Consider the following 22696-nt stretch of genomic DNA (forward strand, 5'->3'; position numbering starts at 1 on the left):
GAAAAACCCCGCCGGAGCGGGGTGATGAATTTTTTTCAGGATTGAAGACTTTTAAAGATGGAAAGCATTGTGCTGCTCAAACCACGCAAACTGACCTGCGGCAAATACCGACATTTTACTGCCGCTGTGACCGATGTCTGACAAATCCATAAAGTGCCAGTTAAACGGCGTGTTGTTCTGTTCAGCGCGTTGCTGGGACGTGGTGAAATAACTCTCGGCGCGTTCCAGCCGGTTAGTGCCTTGCGCCATCGCCTGCTTGGATTTACGCAGCAGATGATTCTCAGGATCATCGTCTTCAGCCCCGACAGCAATCAGCACCGGTTTGGCAAAATAATCATTAAGTTGCTGCTGACTGACCACTACCGGCGCTTCACGTAAACCGTAAGGCCAGCGCTGATCGGTATCCGGCAATGTCCACCAGCCCGCGGCGGCACAGACTGCAGCTTTGACATTCGGCTCAGGCAACAGCGTCAGCATACGGTGGACAAACTGGCAGCCCGCACTGTTACCAAACAAATAGTACTGTTTCTGGCGGGTGATGCCCTGTTTTTGCAGCGTCGTAAACAGATTATCGACAATACTGAACGCCCACTGCGATTTCGGCAGGCGACGATGCGTTTTACTGTCCGTCAGGTTGCCCAGGTTATATCCCGCCGCACCGGGGAAATCCTGCTCGCTGAAATGTGGCACGATGACGCGCAAATGATATTGATCGGCGACGGTCATCCAGTCATTGCGATACGTGGCTGCATTACGGTCAACGCCGGTCATGACCATGACTACCGGCGTCGTCTCATCAGCACCGACCGGTTGATAGGTGAAAACGTCCAGCGGCTTTTTGCCCGGTGCCAGTGCGATATGCATCACCCCGGATCCCGGCGGGAAAATCAGAGGCGCTTTACTGACCGGAGTTTTGACAACCTGAGAGGTTTTCACCACCGGTTTAGCCGCAGCAGACGCGGGCTCCTGAGCAGGCGCCGTGGTTTCTGCCCGTACACCGGCAGAGAACAACAGCGCCAGAACAGCGCAACGAAGCACAGTAATCATTCACTATCTCAACAGGTTAGTTTCTACTGGCTCACTGTAAGCCAGCAATGCGGGTAGAGTAAAGAGAGGAGAAGTCAGGATTTGGTGAAGAAAAGCGCAGTTAAGTCATGGCACGTAAGCGGGTATTCCGGTACTATGCCGCGTTTTTTCGAGCAACGAGACTGCCTTATGACCACCACATTGTTTAAAGATTTTCAGTTTGAAGCCGCCCACCATTTACCCCATGTGCCTGCCGGGCATAAGTGCGGAAGGCTACACGGCCACTCTTTCACCGTCCGTTTAGAAATCACCGGTGAAGTGGATCCGCATACTGGCTGGGTGATGGATTTCGCCGATCTGAAAGCTGCGTTTAATCCGACGCTGGATCGTCTCGATCACTATAATCTGAACGACATTCCGGGTTTAGAAAACCCGACCAGCGAAGTGCTGGCCGCGTGGATCTGGAACGAGATGAAACCTAAGCTGCCACTGCTCAGCGCCGTGCGCGTCAAAGAAACCTGCACAGCAGGCTGCGTTTATAAAGGCTAACGCAGGATACCCACAATCCTTCGTGCGATGTCCGCGCGGCAATTGAATGATTCCCCCGGCGCTGACAATCGTCAATGACTGGGGTGAATGAAAGCAGCCAGCGCAGAAGGTAGCGCGAAGGATGCTGGGTATCAGGCGATATTTAAATATTTGTGCGTTTGCATCGACAGTCGCCAGTTCCTAGCAATACAGGTTGCGATGCAAAGTTTGGTGGCGTCTTCTTTTTGACTGATCGGCTGCAAGGCAATAATACGCGCTTTGCTGTCAGTCAGTGTTTCAAGCAAGGCATCCAGTGCGTCGATATCACGCTGACGCGCCACCGGATGTTTCACTTCATCTGCACGTTTCAGTGCCTGCGGCAGAATGTCGTACCCCCCGCGCATATTCACTTTCGGCGAAACGGTCACCCAGGTATTCACTGAACAACGCACTTCATGCGTGCCACTGGTTTCAATCTGGCAACTGAAACCGTTTTTTTCCAGCAATGACGTCAGTCCGGTGAGATCATAAATGCATGGCTCGCCGCCGGTGATCACCACATGGCGGGCGGTGTAACCTTGCTGTGTGATAACCTCAAGCAATTGTTCTGAGGTAGCATTGCCCCAGGCATCACTTTCTTCGGTTTTGATCAGAATGCGCTGCATATCGACTTCCCGATCGGCAATTTTATCCCAGGTGTGTTTGGTGTCGCACCAGCTGCACCCTACAGGACAGCCTTGCAGGCGCACAAAAATCGCCGGCACACCGGTAAAATAGCCTTCCCCTTGCAGGGTTTCGAACATCTCATTAATCGGGTACTGCATCAGTTTCTCAGTCATCTCAAAAAAGTCAGCACACATTATCGCAGATCACAGGCGCTGCGCCAAACAGAGGGCGCAGCGGGAGTGTCTGTAGAAATGTTTATCGGCCCGGAGAGTGAATAGCGTCAGTAAAGCGTTGCGTGATCTGCTGCGGGCGGGTGATTGCCCCCCCGACCACAACAGCATGCGCGCCAAGTGCTAAACACCGTGCCGCCATTTCAGGTGTTTCCACGTTTCCCTCGGCAATGACCGGCGTCCTGCACCGCGCCAGCACTTGTCGCAGGAAGGCGAAGTCGTCATGCCAGAGTTTATGACCCTGTGTCTCCTGAGTATAGCCATGCAATGTTGTGCCGATACAATCAAAACCTAAAGTCTGCGCGTTCAGCGCTTCTTCTAAGGTTGAGATATCCGCCATAAGCAATAGCGCCGGGAACTCCTCACGAATACGATGCACCAGCGCCGCAAGTTGCATGTCCCCCGGGCGCTGACGGGCAGTGGCATCCATCGCGATCATATCCGGTGCAACGGCCATCAGCTCGCGCACTTCCGCCAGGGTGGCGGTAATGTAGACATCGCTTGCCGGATAATCACGCTTAATGATGCCGATAACCGGCAGCGGCACAGTAGCGCGAATGGCTTTCACATCCGCGGCACTGTTAGCCCGGATCCCCGCTGCGCCGCCCTGCAGAGCGGCAAGCGCCATGCGGCTCATAATAAAATCGCTGTGCAGCGGTTCGTCATCCAGCGCCTGACAGGACACGATCAACTGTCCCCTGACGGTCGTTAACATTGACTGATTCATACTCCCAACATCTCCTCAATTTCATTTTTAATAATCGTGACATGCGGCCCGTAGATGACCTGAATACCGTTCCCGCGCATCAGCACGGCACGCGCACCGCTGGCCTTCAGCATCTTTTCATCCACTTTAGCGGCCTGACGGACGCTAATGCGTAAACGCGTTGCACAACAATCCAGCTCAGCGATGTTGGACGCGCCGCCAAGTGCTTCAATAATGATCCCGGCGCGATCGGTCACGACGTTGTCCTGCTGAATTTCAGCCTCATCACGCCCCGGCGTTTTCAAGTTGAAGCGCCTGATGAGATAGCGGAAAGAGAAGTAGTAAAGGGCAAACCACGGCACGCCAACCAGCGGGACATACATCCAGTGAGTTTTGCTTTCCCCCTGTAAGACCCCGAACAGAATGAAATCGATAAAGCCACCGGAAAAAGTCTGTCCGATGGTGATCTGCAAAATGTGGGCAATCATAAATGCCAGACCATCGAACACCGCGTGCAGGACATACAGCATTGGTGCGACAAACAGGAACGAAAACTCGATAGGTTCGGTGATCCCGGTCAGGAATGAGGTCAGTGCCGCCGAAAGCAGCAGCCCGGCGACGCGCTTTTTATTCTCAGGCCGCGCCGTGTGATACATCGCCAGACAGGCACCCACCAGGCCAAACATCATGGTAATGAAGCGCCCGGACATAAACCGTGAAGTACCGATATAAAACTGCTGCGTATTGGGGTCTGCCAGCTGGGCAAAGAAGATCCGCTGCGTGCCTTCCACCAGATGTCCGTTGACCACTTCAGTGCCACCAAGTGCGGTGGTCCAGAAAGGCAGATAGAAAATATGATGCAGGCCGAACGGGCCAAGCATACGCAGCACAAAACCGTAAATGAAGGTGCCGAGGTAGCCCGTCGCATCCACCAGCCCGCCCATGCCAAAAATCACTTTCTGGAAGTGTGGCCAGATGAAGAACATTACCGCTCCGACGACAATAGCCGCGACGGAGCTGATGATCGGCACAAAGCGGGAACCGCCAAAAAAGCCGAGAAACTGCGGTAATTCGATTTTGTTATAGCGCTGATGCAACCACCACGTCACGAGACCAATCACCACACCGCCAAACACGCCGGTTTCCAGCGTCTGGATACCGAGCGCCATCCCCTGCCCTGCCGCACTCAGATTGCTGGTCGCGAGTTGCCCCCTGAGGATCAAAATGGCGTTGATGGTCGCGTTCATCACCAGATACCCCAGCAGTGCGGACAAACCGGCAGTTCCTTTATCACTGCGGGCCAGTCCGACGGCGACACCGACGGCAAACAGCACAGCCAGATTGGCAAAGACTATCGATCCGGCACTGGCCATGACGGTGAAAATCGCCTGCAAGGCCGGGATATTCAAAAACGGATACGCCGTTAACGTATTGGGATTAGAAAGTGCCCCGCCAATCCCCAACAGCAATCCGGCAGCGGGCAAAATAGCGATAGGCAACATGAAAGACTTGCCAAACTTTTGGGCTCTTTCGAACCAGGCCCCGCCCCCTGAACCATTGAATATTGACATGAGATGACTCCGCGTTGTGTTGTTGTGATAATTATTTTCACCACACTATACAAATAAAATAATAATTACCACCTAATGTACCCGGTGATCAATACGGAATTCTTCTGGCGTTAACGGCGTCACATCAGCCAAACTAGTCAGGTCAATTATTCTGAGGAGAACACAGTGAGTCAGACCAAGGAAACAGGCACGCTGTTACTGCGCATGCGTCAGGGGCTGGAGAATTACAGCCCCACACTGCACAAGCTGGGCAGTTTTGTGCTGGAACAGCCGCAGCGCGTGCTTTACCTGACCATCACTGAACTGGCGCGGGAGAGTGATACCAGTGAAGCCAGTGTCACGCGGCTTTGCCGCCAGCTGGGTTGCAAAGGGTTTACTGAATTTAAGATGGGTCTCGCACTTGAGACGCGCCAAACTCCGGTATTGCACCCGGCTGAAGGCAATGATGATATTCAGACACTTATCGAAGACAGCATCACCGCCCTGCGTGATACCGGAAAGCTGCTCGATCGTCAGGTGGTGGCGGGCGCCGCATCGCACATTCATCATGCACGCTCCGTGCAGGTGTATGGTGTCGCCGCCAGCGCTATCGTGGCCGACTATCTGGGTTACAAGCTGCTGCGCCTGGGCAAAGCGTCGCAATGTTTCGCCGATATGCACCGCGCTGCGATGAATGCGGTGAGTCTGGACGGTCAGGATGTTGTGGTGGTCATTTCCAGCTCAGGTTCAACGAAAGATGTCTTGCACGCCGCCGCGCTGGCGAAGCGTCAGGGCACCACGGTGATCGGCATCAGCAATACGCTGCACAGCCCGCTTTCCTCGCTGGCCGATATATTACTGGTGGCCGCCAAACCTGAAGGCCCGCTGACAGCGGGATTATTAACATCAAAAGTCGGCGGAATGTTGCTGGTGGAAATACTGATAAATCAGTTGCTAACCCTCTCCCCGGATTACCTGCAGGCCAGCGAACACAGTGCGAGTGCCACGCTTTCCTTATTGCTCTAAGCCAGCGATTTCCGCACTTTCCCCTGAATTACAGGCATAAAAAAACCCGCCGGAGCGGGTTTTAAGAAAGCGTTACAGGCGCAGTAATTACTGACCTTTCACTTCTTTCAGACCGTTGAACGGAGCAGGAGTACCCGCAGCCGCCAGCGCTTCTTCGATACGGATCAGCTGGTTGTATTTAGCAACACGGTCAGAACGGCTCATAGAACCGGTTTTGATCTGGCCTGCAGCAGTACCCACCGCGAGATCGGCGATGGTAGCATCTTCAGTTTCGCCTGAACGGTGAGAGATAACGGCAGTGTAGCCAGCGTCTTTCGCCATTTTGATCGCAGCCAGAGTTTCGGTCAGAGAACCGATCTGGTTGAATTTGATCAGGATGGAGTTAGCGATGCCTTTATCGATACCTTCTTTCAGGATCTTGGTGTTGGTTACGAACAGATCGTCGCCCACCAGCTGGATTTTGTCGCCCAGAACTTTAGTCTGGTAAGCGAAACCATCCCAGTCAGATTCGTCCAGACCGTCTTCGATAGACACGATTGGATACTGTTTGGTCAGCTCTTCCAGGAAGTGAGTGAATTCTTCAGAAGTGAAAGCTTTGTTGCCTTCGCCGGCCAGAACATATTTACCGTCTTTGTAGAATTCAGATGCCGCACAGTCCATTGCCAGAGTCACGTCTTTACCCAGCTCGTAACCTGCTTGTTTTACCGCTTCAGCGATAACAGCCAGAGCTTCGGCGTTAGAACCCAGGTTTGGCGCATAGCCACCTTCGTCACCTACAGCAGTACCCATGCCTTTAGATTTCAGCACTTTAGCCAGAGTGTGGAACACTTCTGAACCCATGCGGATAGCTTCTTTCAGCGTTTTGGCGCCAACAGGCTGGATCATGAACTCTTGAATATCAACGTTGTTGTCAGCGTGTTCGCCGCCATTGATGATGTTCATCATAGGCAGTGGCATAGAATATTTGCCCGGAGTGCCGTTCAGTTCTGCAATGTGTGCGTACAGTGGCAGACCTTTAGAAGCAGCAGCAGCTTTAGCAGCAGCCAGGGAAACAGCCAGAATCGCGTTAGCACCGAACTTAGATTTGTTCTCGGTACCGTCCAGATCAATCATGATCTTGTCGATGTTAGCCTGGTCTTTAGCGTCTTTACCGGTTACAGCCTGAGCGATAGGACCGTTTACAGCAGCAACGGCTTTCAGTACGCCTTTGCCCAGGAAACGGGATTTGTCACCGTCACGCAGTTCCAGCGCTTCGCGGGAACCGGTAGAAGCACCAGATGGCGCAGCAGCCAGACCAACAAAACCGCCTTCCAGATGAACTTCAGCTTCTACGGTCGGGTTACCACGGGAGTCGATGATTTCACGACCGATGACTTTAACGATTTTGGACATTAGGATTTCCTCAGTACAAGTTAACTAAAGCTTCAGTTAAACGACGTGCCTGAGACACGTCGTTTCCCCGGTATTTTATTTTACCTGACGCTTCTGATACTCACCGGCAGCCTTCACAAAGCCTGCAAACAACGGATGACCATCACGCGGCGTTGACGTAAATTCTGGATGGAACTGGCAAGCGACAAACCATGGATGATTCGGCAGCTCAATGATTTCCACCAGTTGCTTATCGCCAGAGCGACCGGCTACGCGTAAACCTGCGGCTTCGATTTGTTTCAGCAGCATATTGTTCACTTCGTAACGGTGACGATGGCGTTCAACTATTGTCGGCTCGCCGTACATCTCACGAACCAGGCTACCGTCGTTCAGATGACATTGCTGCCCACCTACACGCATGGTACCGCCTAAATCACTGTCTTCGGAACGCACTTCAACGTTACCTTCTTCATCGCGCCATTCGGTGATGAGAGCAACCACCGGGAACTTACAGTCTGGCACAAATTCGGTAGAGTTGGCATTCTCCATACCCGCGACATTACGGGCGAATTCAATCAGTGCAACCTGCATACCCAGACAAATGCCCAGATAAGGAATGTTATTTTCACGTGCATAACGCGCTGTGGCTACTTTTCCTTCAACACCACGGTAACCAAAGCCACCCGGGATAAGGATAGCATCCAGACCTTTCAGCACTTCGACGCCACGGGTTTCGACATCTTGTGAATCAATAAGTTTGATATTCACGGTCAGTCGATTTTTCAGGCCGCCGTGTTTGAGCGCTTCAATCACAGATTTATACGCATCTGGCAGCTCAATGTACTTACCCACCATACCGATAGTGACTTCACCGCCCGGATTGGCCTCTTCGTAAACCACCTGTTCCCATTCGGACAAGTTGGCTTCCGGCGCATTGATGCTGAAACGTTTACAAATATAATCGTCCAGCCCCTGAGATTTCAAGAGCGCCGGTATTTTATAAATAGAATCAACATCTTTAAGAGAAATAACCGCTTTTTCCGGCACGTTACAGAACAACGCGATTTTTGCACGTTCGTTGGCAGGCACAGCGCGATCAGAGCGGCAGATCAACACGTCTGGCTGAATACCAATAGACAGCAATTCTTTTACTGAGTGCTGAGTCGGTTTGGTTTTCACTTCACCGGCAGCGGCCATGTAAGGCACCAGCGTCAGGTGCATATACAATGTGTGCTCACGGCCGACTTCAACCGCCATCTGACGAATCGCTTCCAGGAACGGCAGGGATTCGATATCACCGACAGTACCGCCAATTTCAACCAACACAACATCGTGGCCTTCGCCACCTTCAATGATACGTTCTTTGATGTTGTTGGTGATGTGCGGGATAACCTGAATGGTTGCGCCGAGATAATCGCCGCGGCGCTCTTTGCGCAGCACGTCAGAATAAATACGGCCCGTGGTGAAGTTGTTGCGGCGAGTCATCTTGGTACGGATGAAACGCTCGTAGTGACCCAGATCGAGATCGGTTTCAGCGCCATCTTCGGTAACAAAGACTTCGCCGTGTTGAGTTGGGCTCATCGTACCCGGATCCACGTTGATATACGGGTCCAGTTTCATGATGGTCACGTTGAGGCCACGGGCTTCGAGAATAGCCGCCAGAGAGGCTGCGGCAATGCCTTTACCCAGAGAGGATACGACCCCGCCGGTCACAAAAATATAATTAGTTGTCATGCTGAACCTGAGAGGTTAGGTTTAAAGATGATGGAGTAACCAAGACGGGAAAACAGTATACCGGAACCTTGTGTGCGCCACAAATAAACGTTTTGCTGTCCATCATCGTTTTCCTTACCGTCCGTTCACCAGGGTTAACCCTGCCGGCCCTGTTCTTTCATTCTTTCAAAAACAACCAGTTACCTTATTAAAAGTGCTGTGTTGCTCGCATGACATGCTAAAACATCTTAGATTTCAATTTGTTGGACTTTACTGCCGCAGATCAGCCGGTTAAGCCGTCCAGAGTACTGAGCTTAACCGTTTCAGCTTGTGCAGATATTGTTTCCGATCAAAGTCCCTTGTGGAACTCAGCCTTCCCGCTTTTTCACCTGTTGCCAGGCGGCTTCCATCTGTTCAAGCGTCGCCTCCTCCATGTTTAAGCCTTTTTCACGGATAATTTCCTCGACCTGCCTGAAACGGCGCTCAAACTTGCGGTTGGCCGCCTGCAATGCATCTTCCGCTTTATGACCTAAATGGCGTGAGAGATTAACGGTCGCAAACAGCAAATCCCCGATTTCCTCGCCGAGCTTTTCTTCATCAATCACCACCTGACGCGCTTCGAACATCACTTCATCGATTTCTTCGTACACTTTGTCGAGAACCGGTCCGAGCGTCGTCCAGTCGAAGCCGACATTCGAACAGCGCTTCTGGATTTTGTGGGCTTTCATCAGCGCAGGGAGGGCGGAAGGAATATCATCGAGCGCTGAATGCAGGGATTTCTCCGCCCGCTCCTGCGCCTTGCGCGCTTCCCATTTGACCAGTACGTCTTTGCTGCTGGCATCTTTCGACCAGGCTGCTTCCTGCCCAAAAATTTGCGGATGACGGCGCTCTAATTTATCTGAAATGGCATTGCAGATATCGTCAAATTCAAACAACCCCTGTTCACTGCCCATCTGTGCGTAAAACACCACCTGAAACAGTAAATCGCCCAGTTCGTCGCGCATATCGTCGTAATCTTTGCGGGCAATGGCATCCAGCACTTCGTAGGTTTCTTCCAGCGTGTACGGGGCGATCGTCTCGAAAGTTTGCTCTTTATCCCATGGACAACCCGCTTGCGGGTCGCGCAGAGTTTTCATAATGGTGAGCAGGCGTTGCAAAGAAGATTCGGTCATAAGATCTGTCCGTTTTTAAAAGGTTGTCAGAAGCAAAAAAGAAAAGGCCCGTCGAACGGGCCTTAGAAGCAGGTAATCAACTGCCATGAAGTCGTTTGGCTTCAATCACATCCGGCAACTGGTTCAGTTTGGCAATCACACGCCCCAGAACCTGCGGGTTGTAGATCTCGATATCCATATCGATAGTTGCCAGTTGCTGACGGGTATCGCTGCGGCTGGCCACGCCGAGAACATTCACTTTTTCATTGGCCAGAATGGTGGTGATATCGCGCAGCAAACCGCTGCGGTCATTGGCGACGACACGCACGACCAGTGAATACCCGCTGGAATAGCTTTCGCCCCACACTGCATCAACCACGCGTTCCGGGGCATTTGAGCGTAAATCTTCCAGTTGATCACAATCGGCACGGTGGATTGAAATTCCGCGTCCCTGAGTAATGTAACCCACGATTTCGTCGCCCGGTATCGGCTGGCAGCAGCGTGCAATGTGGTGCATCAGATTGCCCACACCTTCAACCACCACGCGGCCATTGTCTTTGCTGCGGGTCGGTGGCGGCGTGGTTTTCTGCGTCAGCTGGCGCAGCGCTTCTTTGTCCAGTTCTTCCGCACTCGGCTTTTTCAGCTGCGATTGCAGGAAGTTCACCATCTGATTCAGGCGGATATCGCCGTTCCCGATCGCCGCCAACACTTCATCGAGCGAGTTAACGTTATAGCGTGGCAGCAGCAGTTTCTCGGCATCTTTGATGCTGATATCCAGCCGGTCCAGTTCGTCATCGAGGATTTGCTTACCGGCAATAATATTCTTATCGCGATCCTGTTTACGGAACCAGTTTTGAATTTTCGAACGTCCGCGGCTGGTCGTAACATAACCGAGGCTCGGATTCAGCCAGTCACGGCTTGGATTCGCATGCTTCTGGGTGATGATTTCAATCTGATCGCCCATTTGCAACTGATAGGTAAACGGCACGATGCGGCCGCCAATTTTCGCCCCGATACACCGGTGACCGACATCGCTGTGGATGTGGTAGGCGAAGTCGAGCGGCGTGGAACCCATCGGCAGATCGATGACGTCGCCTTTTGGCGTAAACACGTACACACGGTCGTCGAAGACCTGGCTGCGCACTTCATCGAGCATTTCGCCCGAATCGGCCATCTCTTCCTGCCACGCAATCAGTTTACGCAGCCAGGCAATACGACCTTCGTAGCCCCCGCTGCGGCCACCGACGACGGCGGTGCCTTCTTTGTATTTCCAGTGCGCCGCGACGCCCAGCTCGGCATCTTCATGCATCTGACGGGTGCGGATCTGCACTTCCAGCGTTTTCCCGCGCGGCCCTAACACCACGGTATGAATCGACTGATAACCGTTCGGTTTCGGGTTGGCGACGTAATCGTCGAACTCATCCGGCAGATGGCGGAAATGGGTGTGTACAATGCCTAACGCGGCATAGCAATCCTGTAAGCGCTCCACCACGATACGCACGGCGCGCACGTCGAAGAGTTCGTCAAAGGACAGGGATTTTTTCTGCATCTTGCGCCAGATGCTATAGATATGCTTGGGGCGTCCGTAAACATCGACTTTAATGCCCTCTTCGGCCATCGCGTTTTTAACGGTCGACACAAAATCGTCGATATACTGCTCACGATCAATACGACGCTCGTGCAGCAGTTTGGCAATACGCTTGTATTCGTCAGGGTGCAGATAACGGAAGCAAAAGTCTTCCAGCTCCCACTTTAGCTGACCGATACCCAGACGGTTGGCCAGGGGCGCATAAATATTGGTACATTCTTTGGCCGCCAGTACGCGCTCTTCTTCCGGTGCATCTTTCACTTCGCGCAGATGGGCGATACGCTCAGCCAGTTTCAGCACCACGCAGCGGAAATCTTCCACCATCGCCAGCAGCATGCGGCGGACATTATCCACCTGCTCGGAGGCCATAGAGTCGTTTTGCGTGGCTTTCAGCTGGCGGATGGCGTCCATGTCACGTACGCCGTGTACCAGATCAGTAATGCCCTTGCCGAACTGTTGAGTCAGAGTATCTTCGTCGATGATGCCGTCATCAACCAGCGGGAACAGAAGCGCCGCGCGCATACTGTCGTTATCCATACTGAGGGTCGAGAGGATTTCAACCATCTCCAGACCGCGCCACAGCAGCAACGAGGCGTCAGGATGGCCCTGCGTTTGTTGCTCGCAGTAGCGCCAGGTTTCGGCTAAACGCTCACATGATTGCTGGCTGGACAGTCCTAAACTGCTGATCCAGTCGTCGAGCGCGAACTCGCCAGCCGTATTCAGATGTGCACTTCTTACCGCAACCATACCCTCTCCCTACGTTTCTGACACAACACCTGTGTCAGACGGGTTGATAAACAGAGCCATCGATTCAAGATGCCCGGTGTGCGGGAACATATCCAGCATACGCACCTGAGCCAAGCGATAACCCGCCTCCAACAAAATTTTACTGTCCCGCGCCAATGTTGTGGGATTGCATGACACATACACCACACGCGCCGGGGCAAGCTTAACGATATGCGTCATGACGCCAGCAGCGCCACCACGGGCAGGATCCAGCAAGATTTTATTGAAACCTTGTGCCGCCCAGGGTTGTTTACTGACATCATCTTCCAGATTCTCATGAAAGAAGGACGCATTAAGTAATCCATTATTCCGGGCATTATCTTGCCCATTCGCCACCAGTGTAGCAACACCTTCGACGCCGACAACCTGCTTAGCTCTTTTTGCCAGCGGAAGGGTGAAATTCCCCATCCCGCAGAACAAATCCAGCACGCGATCTTCCGGCGTCAGTTCCAGCCACGCCAGGGCCTGCGCCACCATTTGCTGGTTAACGACGTCATTTACCTGAATAAAATCGCGCGGGCCAAATTTCAGATCCAGACTCTCAATCTGATAATAAGGTGTCTCCCCGCACAAAAGCTCCAGCCTCTCACTGTCAGGGGCCAGAAAAATCGTTAACTGATGTTGCACCGCAAACGTCGTCAGGCGCGCGCGATCGGCCTCACTGAGCGGATCAAGATGACGCAGCACCAGCAGCGGGCCGTTATCCGCCAGCACCATTTCCAGATGTCCGAGACGCTTCGCCGCCGATAATGACGACAAACATGCCTGCACCGGTACCAGCAGTTGCTCCAGTTCAGGCCGCAGCACCGGACAACGGGTCACCGCCACCAGATCGTTTGAGCCTTCCTGACGAAACCCCATTATCAGCGTGCCATTTGCCGGACCCGCTTTACGCCCGGGCTTAACGCCCGCGATTTGCAATCCGAGACGCGCACGGCGGCGATAACCGTATTGCGGGCCCGCAATCACCGGTTGCGGTTGTGCCTCAATACCGGTTTCCCGTGAAATCAGACGTAATAACGCCGCCGATTTACTGCGCTGTTGCAGCGCTTCGCTGGCATGCTGTTGCTGACATCCGCCACAGGTAGCATAGTGCGGACACACCGGTTTTACCCGATCATCGCTGGTGGTCAGCAAACGCTTCAGCTTACCTTTGGCGTACTTACTTTTATCTTCTGTTAAAGTGACGTCTGCCTGTTCACCGGGCAGTAAGCCACTGACAAATACGGCTTTGCCATTGTGGCGCGCCACACCTTGTCCGAAAGCATCAAGGTCGGTAGCGGTCACAGTTATCGTTTGCCGGGTCGTCACACGACGGTTCGGAGAGTAGAATTGAGCCATTATTGTCGATTACACGCTGGTTTATTAAGCTTACTTTAGCTAATTCTCCCACATTGGAACCTCATGACCAAATATAGCCTTCGCGCACGGATGATGATCCTGATCCTGGCACCGACCTTAATGATCGGTTTGCTGCTCAGCACCTTCTTCGTGGTGCACCGCTACAACGAGTTGCAAAACCAGCTGACAGAAGCCGGAGCCAGCATTATCGAGCCTCTGGCAGTCGCAAGCGAATATGGCATGACGTTCCGGGAACGCGAACCGGTCAAACGGCTGATCAGCCGTCTGCACCGCAATCACTCTGATATTGTGCGCAGCATCAGCGTGTTTGATGGTGAGAACAAGCTGTTTGCCAGTTCGACCAGCCAGCATGACGGCAGTCCGTTGCAGGTAAAACGCGTCGAAGACATTCCCCGTGAGCTGACGAAAACCCGCTCAGGCGATGTACTGATCCTGCGCACGCCTATTCAGGCCGAAAATCATACAGAAGCCGATGATGAGACGTTCAGCGCCTCGCCGGACAATCGTCTGGGTTACATTGCTATTGAACTGGATTTACGTTCGGTAAAACTGGCGCAATATCAGGAAGCGTTCGTTTCCACCATGCTGTTGTTGCTGTGTCTGGGTATCGCCACGCTGTTCGCTTACCGCCTGATGCGCGACGTGACAGGGCCGATCCGTAATATGGTGAATACCGTTGACCGTATCCGCCGCGGGCAACTCGACAGCCGCGTGGAAGGCAACATGCCGGGCGAACTGAGTATGCTGAAAAACGGCATTAACTCGATGGCGATGTCACTGACGGCCTATCATGAAGAAGTACAACAGAATATCGATCAGGCTACGTCAGACCTGCGCGAAACGCTGGAGCAGATGGAAATACAGAACGTCGAGTTGGATCTGGCGAAGAAACGCGCACAGGAAGCGGCGCGTATCAAATCTGAATTCCTGGCGAACATGTCCCACGAGTTGCGTACACCGCTTAATGGCGTGATCGGTTTTACCCGCCAGACACTGAAAACACCGCTTTCGCCAACACAGGCAGACTATCTGCAAACCATTGAGCGTTCCGCGAATCATCTGCTAACCATCATTAATGACGTGCTGGATTTCTCCAAGCTGGAAGCCGGCAAACTGGTGCTGGAACATATTCCGTTCTCGCTGCGTGAAATGCTCGATGAAGTGGTTATTTTGCTGGCGCATACCGCGCATGATAAAGGTCTGGAACTGACGCTGAACGTCCACAACAACGTGCCGGAAAACGTGCTGGGCGATCCGATGCGCATGCAGCAAGTTGTGACTAACTTGCTGGGAAATGCCATTAAATTTACCGAAACCGGCAACATCGACATTAATGTCGAACTGCGTTCGCAGAACAATTTGCAGGTGGAACTGGAAGTGCAAATCCACGACACCGGCATCGGGATTTCCGAACGTCAGCAGTCACAACTGTTCCAGGCTTTCCGTCAGGCAGATGCCAGCATTTCGCGCCGGCATGGCGGCACCGGATTAGGGCTGGTGATCACCCAGCGTCTGGTGAAAGAAATGGGCGGAGACATCAGTTTCTATAGCCAGATAAACCGCGGTTCGACCTTCTGGTTCCACGTGACACTTGAGCTGAATGAAAACCGTCATATCACGCCGGTCTCCATGAGTCATCTTGAAGGCAAACGTCTGGCCTATGTTGAAGCCAACCCGGCGGCGGCGAAAGCCACGATGGAAATCCTGCAGGCCACCCCCCTGGACGTTACGCATCGCACCACGCTGACTGCGCTCCCTGATCCGTGGTATGACATCATGTTGTGCAGCATTCCGGTCAAACAGGATCAGGTTCCCGCAGACTACGACGGTAAATTACAGAAAGTGCTGGGCATGACACAGCATCTTCTGCTGGCGTTGCCGAGTCAGTTCCAGGTGAATGCCGAAGAATTGAAAAGACGTGGCGTTCAGGCCTGTCTGATTAAACCGATGTCGAGCATCCGCCTGCTGCCGTTGTTGCTGCACCAACAGCAGCCTTCCGTCAGGGTGATCGGCAATGATGAAGACAAGACCTCGCGCCTGCCGCTGACCGCCATGGCGGTGGATGACAATCCGGCAAACCTTAAACTGATTGGCGCCTTGCTGGAAGAACTGGTGGAAACCACCGTGCTTTGCCACAGTGGTGAAGAAGCCATCGAGGTTGCCCGTCATACCGATCTCGACATTATTCTGATGGATATTCAGATGCCGGATATCGACGGCATCCGTGCCAGCGAAATCATCCACCAGATGGCAAGACATACCAACACACCGGTCGTGGCAGTCACTGCGCACTCGCTGAGCGGCGAACGTGAACAGTTACTGAAACTGGGCATGGACGATTATCTGTCTAAACCCATTGATGAAAGCATGCTGAAAAATGTCCTGTCACGCCACCATCAGCATCAGACACAACTGGATTCACCGTTACAGGCCAGCGAGTCACTCGCGCCGATCAGCACGCTCGACTGGCAACTGGCGCTGAGTCAGTCAGCCAATAAAGTTGCGCTGGCTCAGGATTTGTTGCAAATGTTGGTGGAATTCCTGCCCCAGGTGGCAGAACGGGTGGAAGCTGTCACCCGCGGCGAACCGGACAACGATATTCTGGCGCTGATCCATAAGCTTCATGGCAGTTGCAGCTACAGCGGTGTGCCGCGCCTTAAGCAACTGTGTTTCTACATTGAACAACAGCTGCGTCAGGGTGTCAGCGTGGAAATACTCGAACCGGAATGGTTTGAACTGCTTGATGAAATTGACAACGTCAAGCGTGCGGCAGTGGCCTATTTACCCCGCTAGCAATACGACAGTAACAAGATTAACGCCCGGCCGGGGCGTTTTTACAGACTGTCAGATGATGTTCCTCAGAACCAGGTCGTTACCGCGCCCGTGACATCCCACTGTTCATTCACCAGCAGCAGATGACGCCATTTGTCAAAAGTCAGGCACGGATGGCAGATATCAAACACCAGCATATCGCCGACTTTCAAATCTGCCCCTTCCGGGATCGACATAAACGCATGCTGATCCATCATCGCGAACACTTTCCAGTCGTCAGGTGCCGGCACTACCGTGGTGTATCCTGCCTGCGTGGCACTGCGCGGACGAAAATGTCCGGCGGCTTTCGGGTATCCGGCGTCATAACCGGCATCACGTTTGCCGAGCGCGATAATCGCCCTGCCCGGTTCCGGCAAAGACTGCACGGCCGCCCAGACCTGCAACGCCGGCTGTAAGCTGCTGTTCATTTCACGCGCGACAGGATTGCTGGTTTGCATGCGTTCCAGCGCGGCCTGATACGCGCCAACATCGTGCGTCACATAACAGCCTGAGCGAAGAATAATATCCAGCGTATAGCGTTTTTCAGCATCCAGATGCGTTTCTTTTCGTGTCAGTTCCTCCGCCACCACATCAAACCAGGCAGAACCTGCGCCGGTTAAAATAACCCGTGGCTCGGCAAATTCTCCGGCCTTTGCCAGCGCTTCGGTGCGCGCCATCACGTGACGCAGGAAGCCGCGGATCACCGCTTCATCATTGCTCACGCCTTCATAAAGCTCGACGCCCACCAGCGCCAGCGATTGCGGCCAGCGTTTTACCGCCGCCAGCACGTCGGCTTCCTGCTGTTCTGTCCGGATACCGGTACGCCCGCCCGCGATACCGTATTCAAACATCACCCGCAGTTTCAATTGCCTGCTGGAGAAGTAATGCCCGAGCGCGTCGGCATTTTCGGCCGAATCCACAATACAGGTAAAATCAAAGGCAGTGTCTGCACGCATCAGACCGGCGATTATCGCCATGTTGCCTTTCCCCACCAGCTGATTCGCCATAATGATTTTACGCACGCCGTGAGCAAACGCCGCGCTGACCTGGGGAGGTGTCGCCAGCGTGATACCCCAAGCGCCGAATTCCAGCTGCATCTGATACAGTTCAGGGCTCATGGTCGTTTTACCATGAGGTGCCAGTTTCAACTGATAGCGCTGGATAAACTCACGCATCCAGGCAAGGTTGTGTTCGATTCGTTCTTCGAGCAGTACGGCCACCGGCAGGCTGACATCTTCACGCAGGATATTCCAGCCCTGTTCACGGATATCGCCCATGCGTGCACCGGCGCGCAACGGCCCCAGACCTTTCGTGTGTGTATTAACCGGCTGCTGTGAAAAATCAGTCTCTGACATACGTGTTTTCTCATTGGCGAATGTCTTTAAAACCTAACGTAAAACTGCTGCAAATAAAATACAAAAACCGGCGCAGGCGGAGCCTGAACACCGGTTTTTTTATCCTGACAGCTGTCGGTTAAAGCTTTTGCGATAGCTTAACCGTCGCGGCAATATTTCGTGCAGATTTACGCAGGTTGTCTGCGGCGTTTTTCAGGGCATCATCAAGCGTACAAATGCTGTAGAGCACGCTGAAAACAGCATCCAGCCCATGGTCATAAACAATATCAACATCTTTTGTCAGACTGCCGGCGATGCCAATCACCGGTTTATTGTAACGTTTAGCCACCCGCGCCACACCGATCGGCACTTTGCCGTTGATGCTCTGGCTGTCAATCCGCCCTTCGCCGGTGATCACCAGCGTGGCGTCTTTCACCAGTTCATCCAGCCCCAGCGCGTCGGTGACAATCTCAATACCCTGGCGCAGCTCAGCATGACAGAACCCGTAAAGTGCAGCACCCATGCCTCCGGCCGCACCGGCTCCGGGAACATACTCAACGTCAATACCCAGATCTTGTTTGATCACCCGGGCGTAATGGTGCAGATAGCCGTCAAGCTGTTGGATCATCTCCGGTGTCGCGCCTTTTTGCGGCCCGAAGATGGCAGAAGCGCCATCCTTACCGGTCAGCGGATTCGTGACGTCACAGGCCACTTCGAAGCGGCATGTTTTAATTCTCGGATCCAGCCCGCTGATATCAATGCGATGCAGTTTTTCCAGCTCGCCGCCGCCCTGGCCAATCGGCTTGCCCTCTTTGGTCAGCAGCTTCGCGCCCAGTGCCTGCATCATGCCTGCTCCGCCATCATTGGTGGCGCTGCCGCCAATCCCGATAATGCAGTGTTTTACGCCGTGGCCAAGGGCAGAATGGATCAGTTCACCTGTGCCGTACGACGTGGTTTTCAGCGGATTGCGTTGCGCAGGGGGAACACTTTCCAGCCCGCTGGCCGCCGCCATCTCGATGAAAGCGATTTTCTCATCACCTGAAAGCCCGAAGAATGCTTCCAGCGGCGTGCCCAGTGGTCCGGTCACATTCACCTTCACCACCCGTCCGCCGGTGGCTGCAACCATCGCTTCCACCGTGCCTTCGCCGCCATCGGCAACCGGTAACTTGACGTACTCCGCGTCGGGGAAAATTTCACGGAACCCGCTCTCAATGGCTTTTGCCACATCCAAAGCTGACAAACTTTCTTTGTATGAATCCGGTGCGATCACTATTTTCATAAAGTCATTACCTTCATAAACTGCGTGCGCCGATGTGGGAAAGCGCCCTGTCAGTTTTGCATCCTGCCTGAAGGGTCGCGCGCCACCGTGTTCATTAGCGCCGCGCGTCCGCCGCAGACTAACGGGTAACTTCAACCTTCGCTAAGGTTTCATAATAGCGCGCAATGGCGCTATGGTCAGATTGCCCGTGACCATCCGCTTTCAGAGCCTGCATCATTTCCATGACCAGCGAGGTCAGAGGCAGTTGTGCGCCGACGCTGTGGGAGGTATCAAGTGCGTTTGCTAAATCTTTGATGTGTAAATCAATACGGAAGCCCGGTTTGAAGTTGCGATCCATCACCATCGGCGCTTTCGCTTCCAGCACGGTACTGCCCGCCAGACCACCACGGATAGCCTGGAAAACCAGATCCGGATCGACGCCCGCTTTGGTTGCCAGCACCAGCGCTTCTGACATCGCAGCAATGTTCAGCGCCACGATCACCTGGTTCGCCAGTTTGGTCACGTTGCCCGCACCGATATCCCCGGTATGCACAACGGAACCGGCCATAGACTTCATGATTTCATAGCATTTATCGAACACCGCTTTGTCGCCGCCGACCATTACGGACAGCGTACCGTCGATGGCTTTAGGTTCTCCGCCTGAGACCGGAGCATCCAGCATCGCGATGTGTTTAGCGGCCAGTGCTTCACTGATTTCACGGCTTGCCAGCGGGGCGATTGAACTCATGTCGATGAGAATGCTACCCGGACGCACACCCTCAATCAGACCGTTTTCACCCAGCGCCACTTCCCTCACCTGCGGTGAGTTTGGCAACATGGTGATAATCACATCGGAAACGGCGGCAACCGCTTTTGGCGTGTCGGCGGCAGTTGCGCCGAGTTTTACGATTTCACTTACGTTATCCAGATTGCGGTCCATGACGACCAGCTCATAACCTGCTTTCAGCAGATTTTTGCTCATAGGCTTGCCCATGATGCCTAAACCAATAAAGCCAATTTTCATTCGGGTATCCTCTTTATAATGATGTATTGAGAGCAGATCACTGGGTGAAGCGATCGCACAGCGCCTGTGTACCTGCGCGGAAAACGCCTAAATCACTGCCGACCGCCACAAAGGTCGCGCCCCATTCCAGATAACGGCGGGCATCGGCTTCAACCGGAGCCAGAATACCGCTGGGTTTGCCATGCGCTTTTGCACGCGCAAAAATGTGACGGATAGCGGCCTGCACGTCCGGATGCCCGGCGTTGCCAAGATGTCCCATGCCGGCGGCCAGATCACTCGGGCCGACGAAAATGCCGTCGATGCCATCAACAGCAGCAATGGCATCCAGATTGTCGACGCCTTGCTGGCTTTCGATTTGCACCATCACCGCAATGTTGTCATTGATGCGGGTGAAGTAATCCGGCACGGTGCCGAACATATTGCTGCGGTGTGAAACGGAAACGCCACGGATCCCGGCGGGCGGATAACGGGTTGATGCTACGGCCAGTTCTGCCTGTTCCTGTGTTTCTACAAACGGGATCAGAAAATTATAAAAACCGATGTCCAGCAGGCGTTTAATCACCACCGGATCATTAAATTGCGGACGGACCACCGGTGCGCTGCGGCTGCCTTTCAGCGCCATCAGCTGCGGCACAAAAGTACCGACATCGTTGGGTGCATGCTCACCATCAAGCAACAGCCAGTCAAAACCCGCCACACCCAGCACCTCGGTTGAAATCGGGCTGGATAATGCTGACCAACATCCAATCAGGGTTTTCCCTTGCAACAAATCCTGACGAAACTGATTTGGAATCATTTGATTACTCATATCTGATATCTGACCTCATCAAAGGGGCAGAGCCGGATATCCGGAATGCCCCGCATCACAATTTACTGTTTCTTAAGTTCCAGCCGTTTGATATCGCCGACCACCAGCAGATAGCAAAGCATTGCCATCAGTGCTGAACAGCCCACAAAAATTAATGCCATATTGAAAGAGTGCAGACCTTTCACGATGTAGCCGATCACCAGCGGCGTCACGATAGAGGCGACATTACCGAATACGTTGAAAATGCCGCCGCACAAGCCGATGACTTCTTTCGGTGCGGTATCGGCAATCACCGGCCAGCCGAGCGCCCCGAAGCCTTTACCGAAGAAGGCCAGCGCCATCAGGGTAACGACCAGCGCATTATTGTCGGTGTAATTGCACAAGATGATGCTGGTGGCTAATAACATGCCCAGTACGATAGGAATTTTACGGGCCACGGTCAGCGAGTAACCACGTCTGATCAGAAAATCCGAGAACACGCCACCCAGCACACCGCCCGCAAAACCACACAGCGCAGGGATGGCGGCAATCATCCCGACTTTAAGAATAGACATACCCTTTTCCTGAACCAGATAAATCGGGAACCAGGTCAGGAAGAACCACGTAATGCTGTTAATGAAGTACTGACCGAAGAAGATCCCGAGCATCATGCGGCTGCTCAGCATCTGACGGACGTAACTCCATTTCGGACCACTTTTCGCGCTGCCGGTTTTCTTGTGGTCGATGTCCACCACCGCACCGCCGTCTTTCAGATACTCCAGCTCGCTTTTAGAAATATGCGGATGTTCCGGCGGGTTGTGAATGAATGTGATCCACACCAGTGTCAGCACAAAACCAATCACACCCATGACGATGAAAACATGTTCCCAGCCCCAGGCGTAGGTCAGCCAGCCCAGCAACGGTGAGAACAGTGCCAGGGAGAAATACTGGGCGGAGTTAAAAATTGCGGAAGCCGTGCCGCGTTCAGTGGTCGGAAACCAGGCTGCCACGATACGGGCATTTGCCGGAAAAGACGGCGCTTCTGAAAAGCCGAGCATGAAGCGCAGCATGAACAGTGTCAGTGCACCGTAAGCCAGCGGAAACCAGCCCACAAACCCCTGCAACAGGGTGAACAGCGACCAGAAGAACAAACTGTAGGTATACACTCTTTTGGAGCCAAATCTGTCCAGCAGCCAGCCGCCGGGTAATTGCATAATCAGGTAAGCCCAGCCGAATGCTGCAAAGATTTGTCCCATGTCGGCAGCATCCAGACCCAGCTCACGCGCGACCTCAGTACCCGCGATAGAAAGCGTTGCGCGGTCAGCGTAATTGACCGCCGTGATTAAAAAGATAATCAGCAAAATATAGTAACGTATGTGCGTACGTACCTTACTTTGCACGACTGTCCTGGACTGAGATTCAATGTTCATGGTGACCCTCATTATCATAATGCGAAAAATTTCAGGGAAATTACCGTTATCGAAATAACGTTTTGCATTCACCTGTGGTTATTCGCCGTACAGTTTCTTCATTCGAAACAGGCAACAAACGTTTTATTTATGATCGCCTGACATTTACCTGTATTACTTTCAACATCACCTTCAGAGGGCCAATACAGTATAAAAAAGAGGTTCCAAAATAACATTGTGCATTCGCCCAAGAATACCCCCGCTGATTGTGACTATTCTTTTGCATACACACATCGGTGTGGGAGGAGACTCACAGATTGTGCAAAGGCGATAACCGCGCCAACAAAAGGGTGATTAGCATCACATTGAT

Annotated in this window: 17 protein-coding genes; 3 read left to right on the top strand and 14 right to left on the bottom strand. The window is 53.2% G+C overall.

Annotated features, from left to right (window positions below; genetic code table 11):
• Positions 1–51: 51 nt before the first annotated feature.
• Positions 52–1047 carry a hypothetical protein gene (locus J1785_RS26030; protein ID WP_129954575.1) on the bottom strand — a complete coding sequence of 332 codons (996 nt, stop codon included), beginning with the start codon at positions 1045–1047 and terminating at the stop codon, positions 52–54.
• A 168-nt stretch (positions 1048–1215) separates the two neighbouring features.
• Between J1785_RS26030 and queD the strand changes: the two genes are divergently transcribed.
• Positions 1216–1575, top strand: a complete 360-nt coding sequence (gene queD, locus J1785_RS26035; protein WP_113877448.1) for a 6-carboxytetrahydropterin synthase QueD — start codon at positions 1216–1218, stop codon at positions 1573–1575.
• Between the two features lie 131 nt (positions 1576–1706).
• Here the strand turns inward: queD and queE are convergent, their stop codons facing one another.
• From queE to J1785_RS26050, 3 genes are all read right to left on the bottom strand, one after another.
• Positions 1707–2378, bottom strand: coding sequence for a 7-carboxy-7-deazaguanine synthase QueE (gene queE / locus J1785_RS26040; RefSeq protein WP_129954633.1), 672 nt, complete (start codon positions 2376–2378; stop codon positions 1707–1709).
• 97 nt (positions 2379–2475) lie between these two features.
• Positions 2476–3165 (bottom strand): N-acetylmannosamine-6-phosphate 2-epimerase, encoded by a 690-nt coding sequence (locus tag J1785_RS26045; RefSeq protein ID WP_217221047.1) that lies wholly within the window; start codon positions 3163–3165, stop codon positions 2476–2478.
• Between the two features lie 8 nt (positions 3166–3173).
• Positions 3174–4727, bottom strand: a complete 1554-nt coding sequence (locus J1785_RS26050) for a PTS transporter subunit EIIC (RefSeq protein WP_217221034.1) — start codon at positions 4725–4727, stop codon at positions 3174–3176.
• Between the two features lie 204 nt (positions 4728–4931).
• Here J1785_RS26050 and J1785_RS26055 point away from each other — a divergent pair, with 204 nt between their 5' ends.
• The gene (locus J1785_RS26055) at positions 4932–5732 is read left to right on the top strand and encodes a MurR/RpiR family transcriptional regulator (RefSeq protein ID WP_217221048.1); all 801 of its coding nucleotides are present in this window, start codon (positions 4932–4934) and stop codon (positions 5730–5732) included.
• A gap of 87 nt (positions 5733–5819) precedes the next feature.
• Here J1785_RS26055 and eno read toward each other — a convergent pair whose 3' ends face one another.
• From eno to rlmD, 5 genes are all read right to left on the bottom strand, one after another.
• Positions 5820–7124 carry a phosphopyruvate hydratase gene (gene eno / locus J1785_RS26060; RefSeq protein WP_129954567.1) on the bottom strand — a complete coding sequence of 435 codons (1305 nt, stop codon included), beginning with the start codon at positions 7122–7124 and terminating at the stop codon, positions 5820–5822.
• A 75-nt stretch (positions 7125–7199) separates the two neighbouring features.
• Positions 7200–8837 (bottom strand): glutamine hydrolyzing CTP synthase, encoded by a 1638-nt coding sequence (pyrG, locus tag J1785_RS26065; protein ID WP_013573994.1) that lies wholly within the window; start codon positions 8835–8837, stop codon positions 7200–7202.
• Positions 8838–9184: 347 nt separating this feature from the next.
• Positions 9185–9988 (bottom strand): nucleoside triphosphate pyrophosphohydrolase, encoded by an 804-nt coding sequence (gene mazG / locus J1785_RS26070; protein ID WP_217221035.1) that lies wholly within the window; start codon positions 9986–9988, stop codon positions 9185–9187.
• Between the two features lie 76 nt (positions 9989–10064).
• The gene (relA, locus tag J1785_RS26075; protein WP_129954563.1) at positions 10065–12302 is read right to left on the bottom strand and encodes a GTP diphosphokinase; all 2238 of its coding nucleotides are present in this window, start codon (positions 12300–12302) and stop codon (positions 10065–10067) included.
• 9 nt (positions 12303–12311) lie between these two features.
• On the bottom strand, positions 12312–13682 hold the full coding sequence (rlmD, locus tag J1785_RS26080; RefSeq protein WP_217221036.1) for a 23S rRNA (uracil(1939)-C(5))-methyltransferase RlmD: 1371 nt from the start codon (positions 13680–13682) through the stop codon (positions 12312–12314).
• Positions 13683–13745: 63 nt separating this feature from the next.
• On the opposite strand from rlmD, the gene barA reads away from it, so the two are divergent.
• Complete coding sequence (gene barA / locus J1785_RS26085; RefSeq protein WP_217221037.1) at positions 13746–16496, top strand: two-component sensor histidine kinase BarA; 2751 nt, start codon at positions 13746–13748, stop codon at positions 16494–16496.
• A gap of 65 nt (positions 16497–16561) precedes the next feature.
• Here the strand turns inward: barA and J1785_RS26090 are convergent, their stop codons facing one another.
• From J1785_RS26090 to J1785_RS26110, 5 genes are all read right to left on the bottom strand, one after another.
• The gene (locus J1785_RS26090; protein ID WP_217221038.1) at positions 16562–17869 is read right to left on the bottom strand and encodes an amino acid deaminase; all 1308 of its coding nucleotides are present in this window, start codon (positions 17867–17869) and stop codon (positions 16562–16564) included.
• Between the two features lie 118 nt (positions 17870–17987).
• On the bottom strand, positions 17988–19127 hold the full coding sequence (locus tag J1785_RS26095) for a glycerate kinase (protein WP_129954555.1): 1140 nt from the start codon (positions 19125–19127) through the stop codon (positions 17988–17990).
• A 118-nt stretch (positions 19128–19245) separates the two neighbouring features.
• On the bottom strand, positions 19246–20157 hold the full coding sequence (garR, locus tag J1785_RS26100) for a 2-hydroxy-3-oxopropionate reductase (protein WP_255466764.1): 912 nt from the start codon (positions 20155–20157) through the stop codon (positions 19246–19248).
• Between the two features lie 10 nt (positions 20158–20167).
• The gene (gene garL, locus J1785_RS26105; RefSeq protein ID WP_129954551.1) at positions 20168–20938 is read right to left on the bottom strand and encodes a 2-dehydro-3-deoxyglucarate aldolase; all 771 of its coding nucleotides are present in this window, start codon (positions 20936–20938) and stop codon (positions 20168–20170) included.
• A 62-nt stretch (positions 20939–21000) separates the two neighbouring features.
• Positions 21001–22347 (bottom strand): MFS transporter, encoded by a 1347-nt coding sequence (locus J1785_RS26110; RefSeq protein WP_129991600.1) that lies wholly within the window; start codon positions 22345–22347, stop codon positions 21001–21003.
• Positions 22348–22696 lie beyond the last annotated feature (349 nt).

It is taken from the genome of Rahnella perminowiae (assembly GCF_019049755.1).
GTDB classification, from domain to species: Bacteria; Pseudomonadota; Gammaproteobacteria; order Enterobacterales; family Enterobacteriaceae; genus Rahnella; species Rahnella perminowiae.

What these genes read in the sequence shown, in the direction of transcription:
- J1785_RS26030 (WP_129954575.1), bottom strand. Translation starts at nt 1,047, where the DNA reads ATGATTACTGTGCTTCGTTGCGCTGTTCTGGCGCTGTTGTTCTCTGCC.
- queD (WP_113877448.1), top strand. Translation starts at nt 1,216, where the DNA reads ATGACCACCACATTGTTTAAAGATTTTCAGTTTGAAGCCGCCCACCAT.
- queE (WP_129954633.1), bottom strand. Translation starts at nt 2,378, where the DNA reads ATGCAGTACCCGATTAATGAGATGTTCGAAACCCTGCAAGGGGAAGGC.
- J1785_RS26045 (WP_217221047.1), bottom strand. Translation starts at nt 3,165, where the DNA reads ATGTTAACGACCGTCAGGGGACAGTTGATCGTGTCCTGTCAGGCGCTG.
- J1785_RS26050 (WP_217221034.1), bottom strand. Translation starts at nt 4,727, where the DNA reads ATGTCAATATTCAATGGTTCAGGGGGCGGGGCCTGGTTCGAAAGAGCC.
- J1785_RS26055 (WP_217221048.1), top strand. Translation starts at nt 4,932, where the DNA reads ATGCGTCAGGGGCTGGAGAATTACAGCCCCACACTGCACAAGCTGGGC.
- eno (WP_129954567.1), bottom strand. Translation starts at nt 7,124, where the DNA reads ATGTCCAAAATCGTTAAAGTCATCGGTCGTGAAATCATCGACTCCCGT.
- pyrG (WP_013573994.1), bottom strand. Translation starts at nt 8,837, where the DNA reads ATGACAACTAATTATATTTTTGTGACCGGCGGGGTCGTATCCTCTCTG.
- mazG (WP_217221035.1), bottom strand. Translation starts at nt 9,988, where the DNA reads ATGACCGAATCTTCTTTGCAACGCCTGCTCACCATTATGAAAACTCTG.
- relA (WP_129954563.1), bottom strand. Translation starts at nt 12,302, where the DNA reads ATGGTTGCGGTAAGAAGTGCACATCTGAATACGGCTGGCGAGTTCGCG.
- rlmD (WP_217221036.1), bottom strand. Translation starts at nt 13,682, where the DNA reads ATGGCTCAATTCTACTCTCCGAACCGTCGTGTGACGACCCGGCAAACG.
- barA (WP_217221037.1), top strand. Translation starts at nt 13,746, where the DNA reads ATGACCAAATATAGCCTTCGCGCACGGATGATGATCCTGATCCTGGCA.
- J1785_RS26090 (WP_217221038.1), bottom strand. Translation starts at nt 17,869, where the DNA reads ATGTCAGAGACTGATTTTTCACAGCAGCCGGTTAATACACACACGAAA.
- J1785_RS26095 (WP_129954555.1), bottom strand. Translation starts at nt 19,127, where the DNA reads ATGAAAATAGTGATCGCACCGGATTCATACAAAGAAAGTTTGTCAGCT.
- garL (WP_129954551.1), bottom strand. Translation starts at nt 20,938, where the DNA reads ATGAGTAATCAAATGATTCCAAATCAGTTTCGTCAGGATTTGTTGCAA.
- J1785_RS26110 (WP_129991600.1), bottom strand. Translation starts at nt 22,347, where the DNA reads ATGAACATTGAATCTCAGTCCAGGACAGTCGTGCAAAGTAAGGTACGT.